Source organism: Methylobacterium sp. 142-1Y, from assembly GCF_057747795.1.
Window position 1 is genome coordinate 2,662,501 of record NZ_CM173224.1, and the last position, 17,864, is coordinate 2,680,364.

Here is a 17,864-nt window from a genome sequence, read left to right on the forward strand (position 1 = left end):
GTGGGCACCCGCGACCCGGGCGGGATCGGGCGGGCTGAGGATCGGGTCGATCCGCACCCGGCCGGTGAAATATTCCGCGGAGCCCGTCTGCGACGGACGGGATCCGCTCCTGTGGATCTCCATGACGAAAAGCCTCCTGGCGCGCGCGCCGCGCGGGACCGGACTGCCTTAGCCCAATCCCGGCGAGCGTCGCCAGGGGAGGGGACTTATCCCTCAGCGCGCCGCCTCGCGGCCGACCCGGCTGTGGCGTCGGCCGTAGCCGAAATAGATCACGAGCCCGATCCCGAGCCAGACGACCAGGCGCAGCCAGGTCTCGCCGTCGAGGGAGAGCATCATGCCGAGGCAGACCAGGATGCCGGCCGCCGGCACCAGCGGCACCAGCGGGACGCGGTAGCCCCGCGGCTCGTCCGGATGCGTACGCCGCATGATGACGACGCCGGCGCAGACGATGATGAAGGCGAGCAACGTGCCGATGCTGGTCATGTGGCCCAGCGTGCTGATCGGGGTCAGCCCGCCCAGCAAAGCCGCGAACACCATGAAGAACAGGTTCGAGCGGTACGGCGTGCGCCAGGTCGGGTGGATCGCGGCGAAGAATTTCGGCAGCAGCCGGTCGTTCGCCATCGAGAAGAACACCCGCGACTGGCCGTAGAGCAGCACCAGCATCACGGTGGTGAAGCCCGCGATGACGCCGAGCGTCACCAGGGTCTGGAGCCAGGGGAACGGCGTCTGCTTGATGGCGGTGGCGACCGGGGCGGCGTCGCCCTTCATCGAGGCGTAGGGAACGAGGCCGGTCAGCACCGCCGCGAAGGCGATGTAGAGCACGGTGCAGATCGCCAGCGAACCGAGGATGCCGATCATCATCGTGCGTTGCGGGTTCTTCACCTCCTGCGCCGCGGTCGAGACCGCGTCGAAGCCGATATAGGCGAAGAACACCACGCCGGCCGCCCGCATGATCCCGCTCCAGCCGTACTCGCCGAAGGTGCCGGTGTTCTCGGGAATGAACGGGACGTAGTTCTGCGCCTTGACGTAGAACAGGCCGACCCCGACCACGGCCAGCACGACCGCGACCTTCACCACCACGATCACGCTGTTGACCCGGGTCGATTCACGCACGCCGCGCATCAGCAGCAGCGAGATCAGGCACAGGATCAGGACGGCGGGCAGGTTGACGAGGCCGTGGACGGTCGCGCCGTCGGCAAGCTGCACCGTCTCGAACGGCGAGTGCAGGAGGCGGGGCGGCAGCGTGATGCCCCAATCCTGCAGCAGGGTGGCGACGTATTTCGACCAGCTCACCGACACCGTGGCGGCGCCGACCGCGTATTCGAGGACGAGGTCCCACCCGATGATCCAGGCGACGAACTCGCCCATCGTGGCGTAGGCGTAGGTGTAGGCGCTGCCCGAGACCGGGATCATGCTGGCGAGCTCGCTGTAGCACATGCCGGCGAGCGCGCAGCCGACCGCCGCGATGGCGAACGAGATCACTACCGCCGGCCCGGCATTCTCCGCCGCTGCGATGCCGGTGAGCGAGAACAGGCCGGCGCCGATGATTGCTCCGATGCCGAGACCGACGAGGCTCCAGGGACCCAGCGTCCGTTCGAGGCCGTGGCCGCCGCCCTCCGCATCCTGTCGCAGGCGGTCGATCGGTTTTGTCCGCATCAGTCCGTCCGCCACGCTCTCCCGTGCCATCGTGCGTCCTCCTCGGATCATTGAGGATGAGAACGCGGAGCCAACGCCAAGGCTGCACCATGACGTTGAGGAAAGACGAGACGTGGACGTCGATCGTCACGCGGGACGATGATTGCACCGCGATTCTCTCGCCCGCGACGCATCGGCCGCTTGCCGAGCCGCCTCCCGCTTCAATATCCTTGCCGCAACACGAGACAGGAGGAGCCCCCATGTGCCGGATCTTCGCCGAGCAGACGCCGGAGCGCTACGCCTACGAGACGCGCTCGCTGCGGATCGGCGGGCACTGCACCTCCCTGCGCCTCGAGACCGCGTTCTGGACCATCCTGGAGGAGATCGCCCGCCAGGAGGGCCTCAGCGTCGCGAAATTCGCCACCAAGCTCCACGACGAGGTGCTGGAACGGCACGGCGAGGTGCGCAACTTCGCCTCGCTCCTGCGCTGCTCCTGCCTGATCTACCTGTCCGCGGGCAACCGCGCCCCGGTGCTGATGGCGGCGGAGTAATTCACCGGGCATCCTCCAGGATCATCGCCGCGCCCTTCTCGGCCAGCATGATCGTCGGCGAGTTGGTGTTGCCCGAGGTGATGCGCGGCATCGCCGAGGCGTCGGCGACCCGTAAGGCCCGGATCCCCCGCACCCGCAGGCGCGCATCGAGCACCGCGCCCGCATCGTGGTCGGCCCCCATCCGGGCGGTGCCGACGGGATGGAAGATCGTGGTGCCGAGGTCGCCCGCGGCCTTGAGCAGGTCGGCGTCGCTGGTGAGGCCCGGCCCCGGCAGGTGCTCCTCCGGCCGGTAGCAGGCGAGCGGCGCCTGGGCGACGATGCGGCGGGTCAGCTTCAGCGAATCGACCGCCACGCGCCGGTCCTCCTCGGTCGAGAGGTAGTTCGGGCGGATCTCCGGGGGGCTGAGCGGGTCGGGGCTCGCGGCGTGGACGCTGCCGCGGCTCGACGGACGCAGGTTGCACACGCTCGCCGTGAAGGCACCGAACGGGTGCAAGCCCTCGCCCCACTTGTCGAGGGAGAGCGGCTGGAAATGGTATTCGAGGTTGGCGGTGGCGTAATCGGGCGATGAGCGGGTGAACACCCCGACCTGGCTCGGCGCCATGGTCAGCGGCCCGGTGCGGAACAGCGCGTATTCGACGCCCATCCAGCCGCGCTTGACGAGGTTGGCATAGGTGAGGTTGAGGGTGGGCACGCCCGTCACCTTGTAGACCGGCCGGATCTGCAGGTGATCCTGCAGATTCTCGCCGACGCCCGGTGCGTGATGGGCGACGTCGATGCCGAGGCTCCGGAGCCGCGCCCCGTCGCCGATGCCGGAGAGTTCGAGAAGTTTCGGCGTCGCGACGGCGCCGGCCGAGAGTACCACCTCGCCGTTCGCCCGGGCGAGGTAGCGCTGCCCGCTGCGCTCGAACACCACGCCGACGGCGCGGCCGTCCTCGATCAGCACCCGCTCGACATGCACGCCGGTCTCGAGCCGCAGGTTCGGGCGGCTCAAGGCCGGCTTCAGGAAGCCGCGGGCCGCGCTCCAGCGCCGGCCGCGGCGCTGGTTGACCTGGAAGTAGGACGAGCCCTCGTTGTCGCCGGTATTGAAGTCCGGGATCTTCGGGATGCCGGCGGCCTCCGCGGCGTCCCGGATCGCGTCGAGGATCGCCCAGCGGATCCGCGGCGGTTCGACCCGCCACTCGCCGCCGGAGCGGTGGAAGCCGTTCGGCGGCGCGATATGGTCCTCGTGCTTGAGGAAGTACGGCAGCACGTCGTCCCAGCCCCAGCCGTCGAGGCCGAGCTGGCGCCAGCCGTCGTAATCGGCGGCCTGGCCGCGCATGTAGATCATCGCGTTGATGGCCGAGGAGCCGCCGATGACCTTGCCGCGGGGATAGGCGAGGGCGCGCCCGTTCAGGCCGGCCTCGGCCTGGGTGGTGAACAGCCAGTCCGCCCGCTTGTTGCCGATGGCGAAGAGGTAGCCGGCCGGGATGTGGAACCAGATCCAGTTGTCGCGCCCGCCCGCCTCCAGCACCAGCACGCGCCGGTGCGGATCGGCCGAGAGGCGGTTGGCGAGCACGCAGCCCGCCGAGCCCGCCCCGACCACGATGAAGTCGTAGGTGCCGAAATCCTCGAAAGCCCCGCCGGCCGTGCTGCCCGCCATCGCGTTTCCTGCCCTGATCTCTCGTTCCGGCCGGTTTAGCGCATTCCGCTGGCGACGGCGCAAGGGGTTGCGGTTAAGCTCTCCGAAAAGCCGGGGAGGGGACGATGGGGCGCAAGGTGGGGATCGCGGTCGGGGTGGCGGTCGGCCTGTTGTCGGCACCGGCCCTCGCCGGGGAATGCGGCGCGCTCGCCAACCTCAGGATCGAGGCGGTGAACCTCCACTCGGCCGCCGAGGTGCCGGCCGCCGGGGACCTGCCGGCCTATTGCCGGGTGCTCGGCACGGTGCGGCCGGCGATCAGCTTCGAGGTGCGGCTGCCGCTGCAGAACTGGAACGGCAAGTATTACGGCACCGGCTGCGGCGGCTTCTGCGGCACCCTGCTGTCGGATGCGCCGGGCTTCACCAACGCGATGAATTACGGCCTGCGCCGGGGCTACGCCGCCTCGACGATGGATGGGGGCCATTGGGGCACCGGCTCGGCCGACGGGCGCTGGGCCGCCGGCGACCTCGTCGCCCGGATGGATTGGGGCCAGCGCGCGGTGACCGAGACCGCCCGGGTCAGCAAGGTGCTGGTGCGGGCCTTCTACGACCGGCCGCAGGCGAAGTCGTACTTCGCCGGCTGCTCCACCGGCGGCCGCATGGCCGCGATGGAGGCGCTGAAATACCCGAAGGATTTCGATGGGATCATCAGCGGGGCGCCGGCCCTCGACTATACCGGTCTCGTCGCCACCAGCTTCGCCTTTGTGACGAAGGCGAATACCGGCGCCGACGGCAAGCCGATCCTGACCACGCCGCGGGCCAGGCTGGTGGCGGAGGCGGTGGCGGCCGCCTGCGGGGCGAAGGAGGCCGGGGGCCTCGTCGCCGATCCGCGGCAATGCAGCTTCGAGCCGGCGTCCCTGCGGTGCACCGGCAAAACAACGGACAAGTGCCTGAACGAGGCCGAACTCGGGGTCTTGGAGAAATGGTATGCCGGCCCGACGGATGCGGCCGGCCGGCAACTCTATCCGGGCGGCATCCCGCTGGGTTCCGAGGCGCATTGGCCGCGCTGGCTCACGGGCTTGGGCAACGCGCCGGCGATCCTGCCGCTCTTCTCCGCCGATTTCCTGCGCTACATGGCGTTCTGGCCCTCGCCCGGGCCGGCCTATCGCGTGACGGATTTCGATTTCTCCGCCGATCCGGCCCGGATGGCGCCGCAGGCGCAGGTCTACAACGCCGCCACCTACGATCCCGCCGCCGGGGCCGTCCGGCCGGTCTCCGACCTGTCGGCGTTCCGCGACGCGGGCGGCAAGCTCCTGATCTATCACGGCTGGGGCGATCCGCTGGTCACGCCGTTCATGAGCGTCGCCTTCTACGAGGCCTTGGCCCAAGGGTTCGATGGAAAGGGGGCGGGCGGCCTCGACCGGCTCAGGGACACCGCGCGCCTGTTCATGGTGCCGGGCATGGACCATTGCGGCATCGGCACCGAGGGGCCGGGCATCTCCGACACCGGCATCGATCCGCTGACGGCGCTGGAGCGCTGGGTCGAGGCCGGCGAGGCGCCGCGCGAGCTCGTCGCCACGAAGCGCGATGCCGGCGGCGCGGTGTTCTGGTCGCGGCCGGTCTGCGCCTATCCGCAGGTCCCCCGCGCCGAGGGAGCCGGCCTCACCTGCCCGGCGCCCTGAGGAGGCAGGCGACGGCCCCGGGTGGCCTCGGTTCGGTACCGACCGGCCTCGGCCGGTCGGCCTAGGGCGATTGTGTCTGCACGGCGGATAGAATTCCTCTAGAGTGTAACGTGTTAGCAGTTATCCAGGGCCGCTTTCGTGGCATCTGTGCCGCAGGAGTGGCAGGCATGACCGACGACGCACGACCCCGGGTCCTCTCGATCACCAGTGTCACCGCCGTCAGCACGATCGACGGCGGCGACACCCTGGCGGCCGAGGTGAGCGGGCCGGATGGCGGCACGGTCTTCCTGCTGATTCCCCTCGGCGCGGCCGGCGCCCTCATCACCCAGCTCACCGATGCAGCCGAGCGCGGGGCGCAGGAGCGCCGCCTCCACAGCCGGGGGCGCCATCCGGGCCAGGACACACAGGATCTCTCGTAGGATCCCCGGGCAGGATCTCCGCCGTCGGTCGGCACGATCGTTCGAATGCGAGCGATCGGCTGAACCGTTCGTTTCGTCAGACGGGCGAGAACGGGCCCCCGGGTCGCGGAGGTCCATCGTGTCGTTCAGGAATCGCCTCCGCTTCGAGCACCAGCTCGCCGCGCTGGTCGGCTTGCTCTGCCTCGCCCTGGTCGGGGCGACGGTGGGCGGGGCGATCTGGCTCGAGCGGCGGAGCGCCCTCCGGCTGGCCGAGGACCGTCTCGCCCGCCTCGCCGCCGGCATGGCGGAGAACCTCGACACCACCTTGCGCGAGCGCTTCCGTGAGATCCAGGTCGTCGCCGGCCTCGCGCCCTTGCGCGAGCGCTGGGCCACCGACCCCGCGGCCACCCGCGGCGTTCTCACCGCCATGCGGACCACCGCCCCGGATTACGCCTGGCTCGGCTTCGTCGCGCCGGATGGCCGCGTGCGGGCCGGTACGGAGGGGATGCTCGAAGGGATGGCGATGACCGGGCGGACCTGGTTCGAGACCGGGCTGACCCGGCCCAATGTCGGCGACGTGCACGAGGCCGTGTTGCTGAGCCGGCTCCTGACACGCACCGAGCCCGAGCCCCTGCGCCTCGTCGACCTGGCCGCTCCGGTGCGCGATGCCGGCGGTGCCGTCATCGGAGTGCTCGGCGGTCACCTGAGCTGGGACTGGGCGATCCGGGTCCGCCGCCGGCTCCTCGACGAGGGACTGCCCGGCACCGACCTGTGGGTGCTCGACCGGAACGGGCGCGTGATCCTGGGGCCGCGCCTCGGCGTGATGCCGTTCGGGCCGAAGCGGCTCGGCACCATGGCCGAAGAAGGGAGGGGCACCTTCGCGGCGGAGATCGCCGGGGAGACGCGGCTGGCGGGCTTCGCCTCGGCGGCGACGGGAGCGCGGAGCGGGATCGCCGGCGGCGATCCCGGCCTCGGCTGGATCGTGGTGGCGACCAGAGCCGAGGCGGAGGCCGTCGCGCCGGTGCAACGTTCCGTCCAGGCGCTGCTCGGCCTCGGCGCCGCCGTCGCCGTGCTGGGCATCGCGCTCGCCTGGTCGCTCGGGCGCCGCGCCGCGGCCCCGCTCCGGCAGTTGACCGCGGCTTTGGACCGGATCGGCCGCGACGCCGACGCCACGACCCTGCCGCGCCTCGACGGGGCGCGGGAATTCGCCGCCCTCTCGGCGGCCCTGCGCTCGCTGCTGCGGCGGATCGGCACCGTCGAGCGCGAGCTCAGCGACGTGACGCTCCGCTCGACCCGCGTCGCCGCCTTCTACCGGCGCCAGATCGAGGATCTGCGCCAGGTCGCCGGCACCGATATTCTGACCGGGCTCCTCAACCGGCGCGGCTTCGCCAAGCCGGCGGAGATGGCCTTCGCGCAGGCCAGGGACGGCTACGGGGTCGCCGTGCTGGTCGTCGACGTCGACCACTTCAAGGGCGTCAACGACCGGCACGGCCACGATGCCGGCGACGCGGTGATCCGCCGTGTCGGCGCCCTGCTGGTGGAGGCGTTGCGCATCTCCGATACCGTGGCCCGCTTCGGCGGCGAGGAATTCGTGGTGCTGCTCGTCGGCCTCGGCGGCGCCGAGGCGGAGCACATCGCCGAACGCCTCTGCGGCGCGGTGCGCCACGCCGAGATCGCCCATGGCGGCCGCACCATCGCGGTCACGGTCAGCATCGGGGTGGCGACGGTGTCGATACGCGACCCCGACATCCAGGCGACGATCGCCCGGGCGGACGCGGCGCTCTACGACGCCAAGGCGCATGGGCGCGATCGGGTCAGCGTCGCGGTGGCGCGCGAGGAGGCCGGGCGGGCGGCGTGAGCCGTGCTCACCCCCGTTCCAGGCCCACTGACCGGCGGACGAAGCCGAAAGCGGAGGTCAGGCCGCTCGCCGCCGCCTCGGCAGTGGCCTGCACCGCGTCGCTCGCCGCTTGCAGGGTTCCGCCGGCCGGCATGGCCGAGGCGGGGAGGGCCGCGACGCGGCTCGCCGCCCGCGCGAAGCCGACCTGTAGCACCTCGCGATCATGCGTTACCAAGGCGGCCAGCCGTGCGTCCGCCAGGGCGACGATGAAGCCGCCGTCAGTGAATGCGATCTCGACCAGGGCCTTGGGCCGACTCTCGTCGGCCTCGACCGCCGCCAGGGCCGAGGCCGCCAGACCGGTCGCCCCGGTCAGGTCGAGGTTGGAGGCCAGGCCGAGGCCGCCCTTGAGGCCGGTCAGAACCTGCTCGCCCCAGTTGCGCTCTCCGGCTATGCCGCCGTGCGACTCGATGGTCACGACCGCATCGACGCCGCGCTCGGCTCCGTCCGGCGTCGTGAAGACGCCCGCCTCGTACTGGCCGCGTCCCTTGCCGCAACTGCCTGCAACGACTTTGATCTCGGCCATGAGGACGCCCCATCCGCCGGCAGTGGTTCCCGGTTGCGATCCCGATGCCACCATCCTCGACGGTCCGGCGAGCTTAATGGTGCGGTTGTAGCCCTGTCGAGAGGCACAGGCGGCCTGCGGCCTCGGCCGCGACGCTGGTTTGGCCCTCGCGGACCCTCACGTTTCGGGTGGAACCCGATCACGCCAAGCTCCGTTGTTACTGCATGTGAGTATCCGTGCAGTCATGGAGGCGGCAATGATGAAAGGTGGATTGCTCTGGTTGATCGGAATTCCGATTCCGATCATCCTGATCCTGTTCTTCTTGGGCTATCTGCACTGACGGAACTGGAAGGCGCAGGCCGGACGCGGCGCGGGATCGGTGTGAAAGCCGGGCTTGCGCCGCTTCCATGCGTTCGACGGGCCCGCGAGGGCCTGTTCGACTTGAGAGGCGGAGGCGGGACACCCCGCCGTGGCGAGCCACCCTCCACCGATCGGGCGGCTGCCGGGATCCGATCGTCCGACCCCGCTCTTGCGCGGCGCCGTCGTCGCTTGGCAGACAGGCGCGGCGGACGGCTCACCCGAATCCGGGGAAGGAGCCGCCGCACGGGAGGACACGAAACCATGGCACAGGATCTGGCCGGGAAGATCGCCTGGGTGACGGGCGCGGGCAGCGGCATCGGCGAGGCGGCGGCCCTGGCCCTCGCGGGGGCGGGGGCCCGGGTGGTGCTCACCGGGCGCCGGGAGGAGCCGCTGCAGGCCCTCGCCGAGCGCATCGCCGCGTCGGGCGGCGAGACGGTGGTGGAGCCCGGCGACGTCACGGATGCGGCCCGCATCACGGCGATCGTCGACAGCATCGCGGCGCGGTTCGGCCGGCTCGACGTGCTGGTGAGCAATGCCGGCAGCAACGTGCGCGAGCGGCGCTGGGACGCCCTGTCGCCGGAGGGCGCGCAAGCGGTGATCGAGGCCAACCTGTCGAGCGCCTTCTACGCCTCGCTGGCGGTGCTGCCGCTGATGCGGGCCCAAGGCGACGGCGTCCTGATACACACCGCCTCCTGGGCCGGGCGCTTCGTCAGCCCGGTGAGCGGGCCGGCCTACACGGCGGCCAAGCACGCAGTGGTGGCGATGAGCCACAGCATCAACATGGAGGAATGCGTCAACGGCATCCGCTCGACGGTCCTGTGCCCGGCCGAGGTCGCGACCCCGATCCTCGACAAGCGCCCGGTGCCGGTGACGCCCGAGGACCGGGCCCGCATGCTCCAGCCCGACGACATGGCGGCGCTGATCCTGTTCGTGGCGACGCGCCCCCGCCACGTCTGCCTCAACGAGGTGGTGATCAGCCCGACCTGGAACCGCGGCTACGTGCCGGATGCACGACTGGGCTCGCGCCTGGGCGCGTAAAGCATTCGACGGCGCGCGTATCGATCGCCTCGGGAGATCGTGTGGCGATCACCCGAAGCCATGGGAGCCGGGACCGGAGGCCGGTTCATGCGCCCTGCGCGCCGGCGGCGCCGGTCTTCTCGGCCTCGGCCTGCAACTGCAGCTCGCTCCGGTGGAGCCGGCTGAGCAGCATGAGCATGCGGCCCGGCAGGGCCGTATCCTCGGCGGTGAGCGGCGCCGCGCGGCGCCAGATCGCGGTGTCCCGCGACGAAGTGGTGGTGTCCCGCGAGGCGGGAGGTTCCCGCACGGGAGTCTGAGCCGGATCGGCACCGGATCCATCCGGCCGAACCTGCTCGCGAACTCGGGCACGCATTGGTCGATCCTTCAACGGCCGGCTTCTGGCGACCGGCGCCGCTATGAACGCCGACCGGCTGCGCCGGTTCCGCAGGGATCGGCAAGGTTTCCCTCACGGCACCTCGCTGATGCGCCGATGCCACACCGGACCGACCGGTGCGACTCGTGCAGCGAACGAGGCGTGGCGCGGCGAGAGAGATGCCGCGCCGGCGTGACGGGGCGGTGACGGCGGGCGGCGCGGATGCTATTGGCGCGACATGCTCGAAGGCCTGCCGCCCCACCGCCCGACCCACGTGCTGCGACTCGACACGAACGAGCGCGCGGCCCGCGCCATGACCGACCTGATCGGCGAGGTTTTCGACCCGACCGAGACCGCGGTCGCGGCCTTCGAGGCCGAGGACGGCAAGACATGGCACCTCGAGGCCTATTTCTCCGAGGAGCCGGACGAGGAGGCGGTGCGCGAGCTGATCCGCCCGATCCTCGGCGATGCCGCCGACGAGGCCACCTTCGCGGCGATCGACCAGCAGGACTGGGTCCGCGCCTCCCTCGAAGGGCTGAAGCCCGTGCGGGCCGGGCGCATCCTGGTCCACGGCGCGCACGACCGCGGCCGGGTGCAGCCGAACGACCTGCCGATCGAGATCGAGGCGGCGCTCGCCTTCGGCACCGGTCACCACGGCACCACGCTCGGCTGCCTGCTCGCCCTCGTCGACGAGGTGAAGCGCCGCCGGCCCCACCGCGTCCTCGATGTCGGCACCGGCACCGGCATCCTGGGGCTCGCCGCCGCGCGCCTGCTGCACACCAAGGTCATCGCCGGCGACCTCGACCCGGAGGCGGTGGCGACCGCCCGCACCAATGCGAGCTTCAACGGGCTCGCCAACCTGATGGCCTTCTACGAGGCGCCGGGCCTGCGCCACCCGCTCGCCCGCGTCGCCCGCGGCTACGACCTCGTCTTCGCCAACATCCTGGCCCGGCCGCTGCGGGGCCTCGCCCCCAGCCTCGCCCGCGCGGTGGCGACGGACGGCACCCTCGTCCTCTCCGGCCTCATCCCCCGCGACGTGCCGGGCGTGCTCTCGGCCTATGCGGCGCAAGGGTTCCGCCTGCGCCGCCGCCGGCTGATCGAGGGCTGGGTCACCCTGGAACTGCGCCGCGGCGGTGCGGCGCCCAGGCCGCGCTGAAGGCGCGAGCCCGCATTGTCGAGCCGCGCTGAAGGCGCGAGCCCCGCTCACAAAGGTCGCGTGAGGTTTCAAGGAACAGCCGCAACGTTGATCGGTTGTCCGGGCATCGCCGCTTACCGGTAGGGGGTATTAGTACCTGGGCCGGGGCGGCCCGTGCGCACGGACCGCCAATCCCGGCGCTTCCGCGGCACGCGCCTCGGAGACGATCAGCGATGAAAGCCCTCGTCTGGCACGGCACTGCGGATATCCGCTGCGACACGGTTCCCGATCCGACGATCGAGGACGGGCGCGACGCGATCATCAAGGTGACCTCCTGCGCCATCTGCGGCTCCGACCTGCACCTCTACGACCACTTCATGCCGGGCATGAAGTCGGGCGACATCATGGGCCACGAGACCATGGGCGAGGTGGTCGAGGTCGGCCGGGACAACAAGACTCTCAAGGTCGGCGACCGGATCGTGGTGCCGTTCACCATCATCTGCGGCCAGTGCGAGCAGTGCAGGCGCGGCAACTTCTCGGTCTGCGAGCGCACGAACCGCAACGCCAAGCTCGCCGAGGCCGCCTTCGGCCACACCACCGCGGGTCTGTTCGGCTACACCCACCTCACCGGCGGCTATGCCGGCGGCCAGGCCGAGTACCTGCGGGTGCCCTTCGCCGACGCGACCCACATCAAGGTGCCGGGCGGCATCCCGGACGAGAAGCTCCTGTTTCTCTCCGACATCTTCCCGACCGGCTGGCAGGCGGCGGTGCAGTGCGACATCCAGCCCGACGACACGGTGGCGATCTGGGGCTGCGGCCCGGTCGGCCAGATGGCGATCCGCTCGGCGATCCTGCTCGGGGCCAAGCGCGTCATCGCCATCGACCGGGTGCCGGAGCGCCTGACCATGGCCCGTGCCGGCGGCGCCGAGACGATCGACCTCGATGAGGAATCGAACGTCGTCGCCAGGCTCAACGACATGACGAACGGCAAGGGGCCGGAGAAGTGCATCGACTCGGTCGGGATGGAGGCCCACGCCACGAGCTCGCTCGACGCGATCTACGACCGTGCCAAGCAGGCGGTGATGCTGGAGAGCGACCGGCCGCACGTGCTGCGCCAGATGATCATGGCCTGCCGCCCGGCCGGGGTGCTGTCGATTCCGGGCGTCTATGGCGGCCTGATCGACAAGGTGCCGTTCGGCGCGGCGATGAACAAGGGCCTGACCTTCCGGATGGGCCAGACCCACGTCAACCGCTGGAGCGACGACCTCCTGCGGCGGATCGAGGAGGGGCAGATCGACCCGTCCTTCGTCATCACCCACACGGTGGGGCTGGAGCAGGGGCCGGAGATGTACCGGACGTTCCGGGACAAGCAGGACGGCTGCATCAAGGTGATGATCCAGCCATGACCTACCCAAGCACCCGCGAGACAGCCATGGATCGTTCGCGCATGAACCGCACCGTCGATCCCCGCTCCCGCTCGGCCCACGATGCCCTGGCCCGCGGCCTCGGCTGGTTCTCGATCGGGCTCGGGCTCGCCGAGCTCCTGGCGCCCCGGGCCCTGTGCCGGGCGCTGGGTCTCGATGGCCGCGAGGCCTTGATCCAGGCCTACGGCGCCCGCGAGGTCGCGACCGGGGCGGCGATCCTGATGAGCCACGATCCGACGCCGTGGATCTGGGGCCGGGTCGCGGGCGATGCCCTCGATCTGGCCACCCTGGCGACCGGCTTCGAGGGCGACAATCCCCGCGCCGGCACCCTGGCGCTCGCCACCGCGGCAGTGGCGGGGGTGACGCTCGCCGACATCGTCTGCGTCCAGGGCCTGACCGCCGACAAGCGCCTGCCGCCGCCTGGGACCTACGAGTACCATAACCGCAGCGGCTATCCCGGCGGCCTCGCCGCCGCCCGCGGCGCCGCCCGCGATTTCGCGGGGCCGCGGGACTTCCGCATCCCCGACGCTTTGCGCCCTTGGCGCGACGGGCGGCCGGCTCGGCCAGCTTGATCGGTTGACTCGACAATGCTCGACGTCATCCCGGGGCTTGTCGAAGACGAGAACCCGGGATGACGTCGAGGGTGTCGCCACTGCCAGGGTCAAAGAAAAGGGCCCCCTCTCGGCGGCCCTCCTGCTCCGGTCGGTCCCGAAGCCTACTCCTTGTCGCCGCGGTGGATGCCCTTGTCGCGGTTTTCCTTCAGGCGGCCGTCATCCGAATGCTGCACGGTGCCCTGGTTCGGCGCGTCCGGGTTCTTGTGGTTATGGCGACCGTTGTCGTCAGTATTGTGTGACTGAGACTGCTGCTTCTTGTCGGTCATATCCGTATCTGCCATGATCTGCGGTGTGAAGCGGTGAGTGATGCGATAACATATGATCGGGGTGCAGGTTCCTGACCGAATCGCGTGACTGTGCGCGGCGGAGCGCGACATTCGGTCGGACGGTTTTTCGTGTCGCAGGGGGCTGGGCGGATCTCTAGTTTTGACCAGAACCTGCCGCCCGGCATCGCGCAGGGGCGGGGCTCCGGTGTCGCGCGGTACCTCCATTCCCGATCCCTCCGAAACCGTTGACGATCGGAATGGCCGTGCCTATTGATTATAGCAATAGCTATAATGATGAGCCGTTGCGATGCGCTATGCCCATTCCCCGTTTTCCTCCCGCACGGCCGGGTTCGTCCTGGCCTGCCTGGCGATCGGGCAGGGAGATTCGCCCGCCGTGGCCCAGTCCCTCCCGACCGCCGCCGAGAACCTGACCCCCAGCGACCTCGACAGCGAGCACCTGTTCGGCTTCACCGAGGGCAGCGACCTCGGCGTGCCCGGAGAGGTGGAACTGGAGTGGGAGACGAACGGGCGGCTCGGCAAGCGCCTCGGCCGCTTTCTCGCCGTCGACAGCGGCCTCGCCCTGAAGATGCCGCTGACCGGCGACTTCCGTCTCGCGCCGGGCGTCACCTTCAACGCCTACGACATCGGCGACCGGACCACCGGCGGCGTCAACGGCGGCTTCCTCGAAACCCGCCTGCGCCTGCTCGACCGCCGCGCCGCCCCGTTCGGCCTGACGCTGAGCATCGTGCCGGCCTACGGCACCGTCGATGGCGGCTCGGGCGTGCCGGCGCGCAGTTTCGGGACAGATGTCGCGCTGCTGGCCGACCGCGAGCTGATCCCCGGAAAGCTGGTCGCGGCGGTCAATCTCGGCTTCGCCTTCTCGACCACGCGCCCGACCGCCCCGGACCAGCGCGCGCTCGGATCGGGCATCGAGGCCGCCGCCGCCCTGGCCTATCAGGTCCGGCCGGGCCTCTTCGTCGGGGCCGAGACGCGCTATGCCCGGACCTATGACGGCTTGGCCCTCGACCGGCTCGCCGGGCAGGCGCTCTATCTCGGGCCCACGCTCTACACGACCCTGTCGCCGCAGGCCTGGGCCTCGTTCACCTGGAACGTCCAGGTCGCCGGGCGGGCGTCCGGCGAGCCGGGACCGCTCGACCTGTCGGGATTCGACCGTCACCAGATGCGGCTGCGCGTCGGCTACAATTTCTGAGCCTCGCCCCGGGCGCGCCGTCACTTTCCGATTGCCCTCGGGAGAGGCTGCCCCTAGCGTCGTCGCATGAGCATGCTCCGCCCGACGATGACCGTCCGAGGCCGACGCCGCGTTCGACGCGGTCGGCGGGACGGGGGCGCGTAGCTCCTCGCCAGCTTGAGCAGCCTTCGCGCCGCTCGCTTGCACCCACACCGGATCGCGTCCTCCCGAGCCTCGCGGCCGTGAGCGCGGCGGGGCGTCACCTGCCCCGTGCGGTGGAGCCCGATCGCTCGGGGCCGGGGCGCAAGCAGGGCACCCTACCGTGAAGACCATCGACCCGCCGACCGTCTGGACCGTGCCGAAGCCGTTCCGCACGATCTACATCCATGCCTGCGAGGTGCCGGCCGGCCGCCTCCTCTTCGTCTCCGGCCAGTTCGGCGTCGCCCCGGACGGGCGGATCCGCGAGGACTTCGCCGGGCAGCTCGGGCAGGCGATGGACAACGTCGAGGCGCTGCTCGCCGCGGCCAGTTTGGGATTGCCGCACGTCGCTAAGGCGACGTTCTTCCTGACCCGCGCCGCCGACCTCGCCGAACTCGGGCAGATGCGCCGGGCGCGCTGGGCCTCCGACAGGCCAGCCGCCGTCACCGTCCTCGTCGTTGCGGGCCTTGCGCGGCCGGATGCGCTGGTAGAGGTCGAGGTGACGGCCATCGTGGAATGCAGGGACCCAGGGCCGGACGTGCCCGATATCGGGGCCTTTCGTCCCGCGACGAAGGCGGATGTCCCGGCGATCCAGGCCCTGGTGCGGGCGGCCTACGCGAAATGGGTGCCGGTGATCGGCCGGGAGCCCGTACCGATGACGGCCGATTACGCGCAGGCGGTTCGCGTGAACCGCTTCGACCTGCTGGAGCGGAACGGCGTGCTCGTCGCCCTGGTCGAGACAATCCCGCGGGCCGACCATCTCTGGGTCGAGAATCTGGCGGTCTCCCCGGAGCATCACGGCCAGGGGCTCGGCCGGGCGATGTTGCGGCGGGCCGAGGCCGTCGCGCGCGACCTCGGCCACACGGCGATCAAGCTTGGAACGAACCAGGCCTTCGCCGGCAACGTCGATTTCTACCGGCGGGCGGGCTTCGCCATCGAGCGCGAGGAGCCGTTCCGGGGCGGGATCGGGGTGTACTTCACCAAGACGCTCTGAACGGAGGGAGGCCCGGCGAGAATCGGGCCTACCCCACCCCCGTCGGTCCATCCAGCGTCAGCCGCACCCGGCGCGCCAGCTCCATCCGGCGATAGGGCTTGTTGAGGATCTCGAACTCGCTGCCGCCGGCATCCGTGCGCTCGACCGAGGCCTCGGCGTAGCCGGTGGTGAGCAGCACCTTGATCCGCGGCTGGCGCTCGCGGGCGGCACGGGCGAGCAGCACGCCGTTCATGCCGCCGGGCATGATCAGGTCGGAGAACAGCAGGTCGACCTTGCCGGCGGAATCGAGCAGGTCCAGAGCCTCCTGCGCACCGTGGGCGACCAGCACCGTGTAGCCGAAATCGTCGAGGATCACCCGGGCGGTCTCGGCGACGTCCGGGCGGTCGTCGACCACCAGGATCGTCTCGGTGCCGCTCCGGTCGGTGGCCCGCGGCGCGGGGCGGCGCTCGGCGGCGACGGCCTGGTCGGTGGCCGGGAAGAGCAGGCGCACGATGGTACCCTGGCCGACCTCCGAGGTGATCCGCACCGTGCCGCCGGATTGCCTGGCGAAGCCGTACACCATGGCGAGGCCTAAGCCCGTGCCGCGCCCCTCCTCCTTGGTGGTGAAGAACGGCTCCATCACCCGCGCCAAAATCTCCGGCGGCATCCCCAGCCCGGTATCCCGCACCTGCACCACCGCGTAGGCGCCCGGCCGCACCATCAGCAGCAGGGCCATCTCGTCGTCGATGGTCAGGTTCTCGGTCTTGATCGTCACGGTGCCGCCGCCCGGCATCGCGTCGCGGGCGTTGAGCAGCACGTTGAGCAGCGCCACCTCGGTCTGGGTCGGGTCGATGCGGCAGTTCCACAGGTCCGGCGCCAGATCGGTCTGCATCACGACGTGGTCGCCGAGCGTGCGCCCGGTGATCTCGTTCATGCCGCGCACGAGGGTGTTGAGGTTGAGCGCGCGTCCGTCGAGGCGCTGCTTGCGGGCGAAGGCGAGGAGCTGGTGGGTGAGCCGCGCCGCCCGGTCGGTCGCGGCGCGGATCGCCTGGCCGGCGCCGAGCAGCCGGGTCGCGTCGATCCGCGGATGCTCGGCGAGCGCCAGTACCACGTCGGTATAGCCGCCGATGACCTGGAGCAGGTTGTTGAAATCGTGGGCGATGCCGCCGGTGAGTTGCCCTAAGGCCTCCATCTTCTGGGCCTGGTGGAGGGCGAGTTCGGCGTCGCGGCGCCTCGACACGTCGAGCTGAGAGCCGAAGAAATAGACCAGCTCGCCCTTCTTGTCGTAGACCGGCGAGATGAACAGCGCGTTCCAGAAGGTCGAGCCGTCCTTGCGGTAGTTCAGGATCTCGGTCGCCAGTTCCTTGCGCTCGGCGATGGCGCGGCGCACCTCCGCCACCGTCTCGCGGTCGGTCTCGGGTCCTTGCAGGAAGCGGCAATTGGTGCCGACCAGTTCCTCCGGCGTGTAGCCGGTCATGCGCAGGAACGCCTGGTTGGCGAAGACGATCGGGTTGTCCGGCTGGTGCGGATCGGTGACGATCATCGGCATCCGCGTCGTCTCGACGGCGGCGAAGAAGATGTCCGAGTGGGTGTCGGTGACGGCGCGCGGACCGCGGGACGTGACGGCGGGCCCGAGGCCGCCGAGATCCGGCTTCTCCGATATGTCCGCCATCAGAAGGCCCCCTTGCCGCCGGCTGAGCCACGCGACACGCGGTCAGGCCTCCATCATCGACGATGAGATAGGCGTCACCGGCGGATATCAATCGGCGCCAAAGGATAGTGCACGATTTTCAGGAGTGCGACTTTGTCGCGGCGGCCTCATGGAACGATCGACGTTCTGGAGGCGCGATCGACGCGCGGGGCCCGCATTGATGCCGATCTGGTCCGATGCTCCTCTCGTCTTGTCGCAAGTCATCACAGCACCGCAGCGTAGAGATGGACCCGCCCGGCCCGGAGGACCAATTTTTGCCGTGACGGCCGGCCTGCCCCGGGGCTAATTTCGCGGTGCCCGTTTCGCTTGCCCGCGATTCTCGAT

17 protein-coding genes (1 of these 17 running past the window's edge) are annotated in these 17,864 nt (G+C 70.5%); 10 read left to right on the forward strand and 7 right to left on the reverse strand.

Features of this window, described 5'->3' with window-relative positions; genetic code table 11:
• Together AC3AOF_RS12080 and AC3AOF_RS12085 are read right to left on the reverse strand one after the other, a co-directional pair.
• Positions 1 to 123 carry the beginning of a (R)-mandelonitrile lyase gene (locus AC3AOF_RS12080; RefSeq protein WP_488348657.1) on the reverse strand. The gene continues 276 nt to the left of window position 1, outside the view, so the window shows 123 of its 399 coding nt (coding positions 1–123); it begins with the start codon at positions 121 to 123; its stop codon lies off the left edge, out of view.
• Positions 124 to 213: 90 nt separating this feature from the next.
• Complete coding sequence (locus AC3AOF_RS12085) at positions 214 to 1,686, reverse strand: amino acid permease (protein WP_236990623.1); 1,473 nt, start codon at positions 1,684 to 1,686, stop codon at positions 214 to 216.
• A 209-nt stretch (positions 1,687 to 1,895) separates the two neighbouring features.
• Here AC3AOF_RS12085 and AC3AOF_RS12090 point away from each other — a divergent pair, with 209 nt between their 5' ends.
• A complete protein-coding gene (locus AC3AOF_RS12090; RefSeq protein ID WP_109970866.1) occupies positions 1,896 to 2,186 on the forward strand; it encodes a ribbon-helix-helix domain-containing protein in 291 nt (96 codons plus the stop codon).
• Position 2,187: 1 nt separating this feature from the next.
• Here the strand turns inward: AC3AOF_RS12090 and AC3AOF_RS12095 are convergent, their stop codons facing one another.
• Positions 2,188 to 3,825, reverse strand: coding sequence for a GMC family oxidoreductase (locus tag AC3AOF_RS12095; protein ID WP_488348658.1), 1,638 nt, complete (start codon positions 3,823 to 3,825; stop codon positions 2,188 to 2,190).
• 104 nt (positions 3,826 to 3,929) lie between these two features.
• On the opposite strand from AC3AOF_RS12095, the gene AC3AOF_RS12100 reads away from it, so the two are divergent.
• From AC3AOF_RS12100 to AC3AOF_RS12110, 3 genes are all read left to right on the forward strand, one after another.
• Positions 3,930 to 5,483: a tannase/feruloyl esterase family alpha/beta hydrolase gene (locus tag AC3AOF_RS12100; protein ID WP_236990626.1), complete on the forward strand. Its 1,554-nt coding sequence runs from the start codon at positions 3,930 to 3,932 to the stop codon at positions 5,481 to 5,483.
• Between the two features lie 167 nt (positions 5,484 to 5,650).
• Entirely contained in the window at positions 5,651 to 5,902 is a 252-nt protein-coding gene (locus AC3AOF_RS12105) for a hypothetical protein (protein ID WP_236990627.1), read from the forward strand.
• A 118-nt stretch (positions 5,903 to 6,020) separates the two neighbouring features.
• Positions 6,021 to 7,739: a sensor domain-containing diguanylate cyclase gene (locus AC3AOF_RS12110; protein WP_488348659.1), complete on the forward strand. Its 1,719-nt coding sequence runs from the start codon at positions 6,021 to 6,023 to the stop codon at positions 7,737 to 7,739.
• Positions 7,740 to 7,746: 7 nt separating this feature from the next.
• On the opposite strand, the gene AC3AOF_RS12115 is transcribed toward AC3AOF_RS12110, so the two are convergent.
• Entirely contained in the window at positions 7,747 to 8,301 is a 555-nt protein-coding gene (locus tag AC3AOF_RS12115) for a hypothetical protein (RefSeq protein WP_236990629.1), read from the reverse strand.
• A 600-nt stretch (positions 8,302 to 8,901) separates the two neighbouring features.
• Here AC3AOF_RS12115 and AC3AOF_RS12120 point away from each other — a divergent pair.
• Positions 8,902 to 9,678: an SDR family oxidoreductase gene (locus AC3AOF_RS12120; protein ID WP_236990630.1), complete on the forward strand. Its 777-nt coding sequence runs from the start codon at positions 8,902 to 8,904 to the stop codon at positions 9,676 to 9,678.
• A gap of 85 nt (positions 9,679 to 9,763) precedes the next feature.
• On the opposite strand, the gene AC3AOF_RS12125 is transcribed toward AC3AOF_RS12120, so the two are convergent.
• The gene (locus AC3AOF_RS12125; protein ID WP_236990631.1) at positions 9,764 to 9,964 is read right to left on the reverse strand and encodes a hypothetical protein; all 201 of its coding nucleotides are present in this window, start codon (positions 9,962 to 9,964) and stop codon (positions 9,764 to 9,766) included.
• A 304-nt stretch (positions 9,965 to 10,268) separates the two neighbouring features.
• On the opposite strand from AC3AOF_RS12125, the gene AC3AOF_RS12130 reads away from it, so the two are divergent.
• From AC3AOF_RS12130 to AC3AOF_RS12140, 3 genes are all read left to right on the forward strand, one after another.
• The gene (locus tag AC3AOF_RS12130; protein WP_236990632.1) at positions 10,269 to 11,186 is read left to right on the forward strand and encodes a 50S ribosomal protein L11 methyltransferase; all 918 of its coding nucleotides are present in this window, start codon (positions 10,269 to 10,271) and stop codon (positions 11,184 to 11,186) included.
• Positions 11,187 to 11,398: 212 nt separating this feature from the next.
• Positions 11,399 to 12,571 carry a zinc-dependent alcohol dehydrogenase gene (locus AC3AOF_RS12135; RefSeq protein ID WP_488348660.1) on the forward strand — a complete coding sequence of 391 codons (1,173 nt, stop codon included), beginning with the start codon at positions 11,399 to 11,401 and terminating at the stop codon, positions 12,569 to 12,571.
• Positions 12,572 to 12,597: 26 nt separating this feature from the next.
• Positions 12,598 to 13,161, forward strand: a complete 564-nt coding sequence (locus tag AC3AOF_RS12140) for a cyclase dehydrase (RefSeq protein ID WP_488348661.1) — start codon at positions 12,598 to 12,600, stop codon at positions 13,159 to 13,161.
• Between the two features lie 143 nt (positions 13,162 to 13,304).
• On the opposite strand, the gene AC3AOF_RS12145 is transcribed toward AC3AOF_RS12140, so the two are convergent.
• Positions 13,305 to 13,694: a hypothetical protein gene (locus AC3AOF_RS12145; RefSeq protein WP_236990635.1), complete on the reverse strand. Its 390-nt coding sequence runs from the start codon at positions 13,692 to 13,694 to the stop codon at positions 13,305 to 13,307.
• Positions 13,695 to 13,863: 169 nt separating this feature from the next.
• On the opposite strand from AC3AOF_RS12145, the gene AC3AOF_RS12150 reads away from it, so the two are divergent.
• Both AC3AOF_RS12150 and AC3AOF_RS12155 read left to right on the forward strand, forming a co-directional pair.
• Positions 13,864 to 14,679 (forward strand): DUF6662 family protein, encoded by an 816-nt coding sequence (locus AC3AOF_RS12150; protein WP_488348662.1) that lies wholly within the window; start codon positions 13,864 to 13,866, stop codon positions 14,677 to 14,679.
• A gap of 301 nt (positions 14,680 to 14,980) precedes the next feature.
• Positions 14,981 to 15,850 (forward strand): GNAT family N-acetyltransferase, encoded by an 870-nt coding sequence (locus AC3AOF_RS12155; RefSeq protein ID WP_488348663.1) that lies wholly within the window; start codon positions 14,981 to 14,983, stop codon positions 15,848 to 15,850.
• A 28-nt stretch (positions 15,851 to 15,878) separates the two neighbouring features.
• Here the strand turns inward: AC3AOF_RS12155 and AC3AOF_RS12160 are convergent, their stop codons facing one another.
• On the reverse strand, positions 15,879 to 17,501 hold the full coding sequence (locus AC3AOF_RS12160; RefSeq protein WP_488348664.1) for a hybrid sensor histidine kinase/response regulator: 1,623 nt from the start codon (positions 17,499 to 17,501) through the stop codon (positions 15,879 to 15,881).
• Positions 17,502 to 17,864 lie beyond the last annotated feature (363 nt).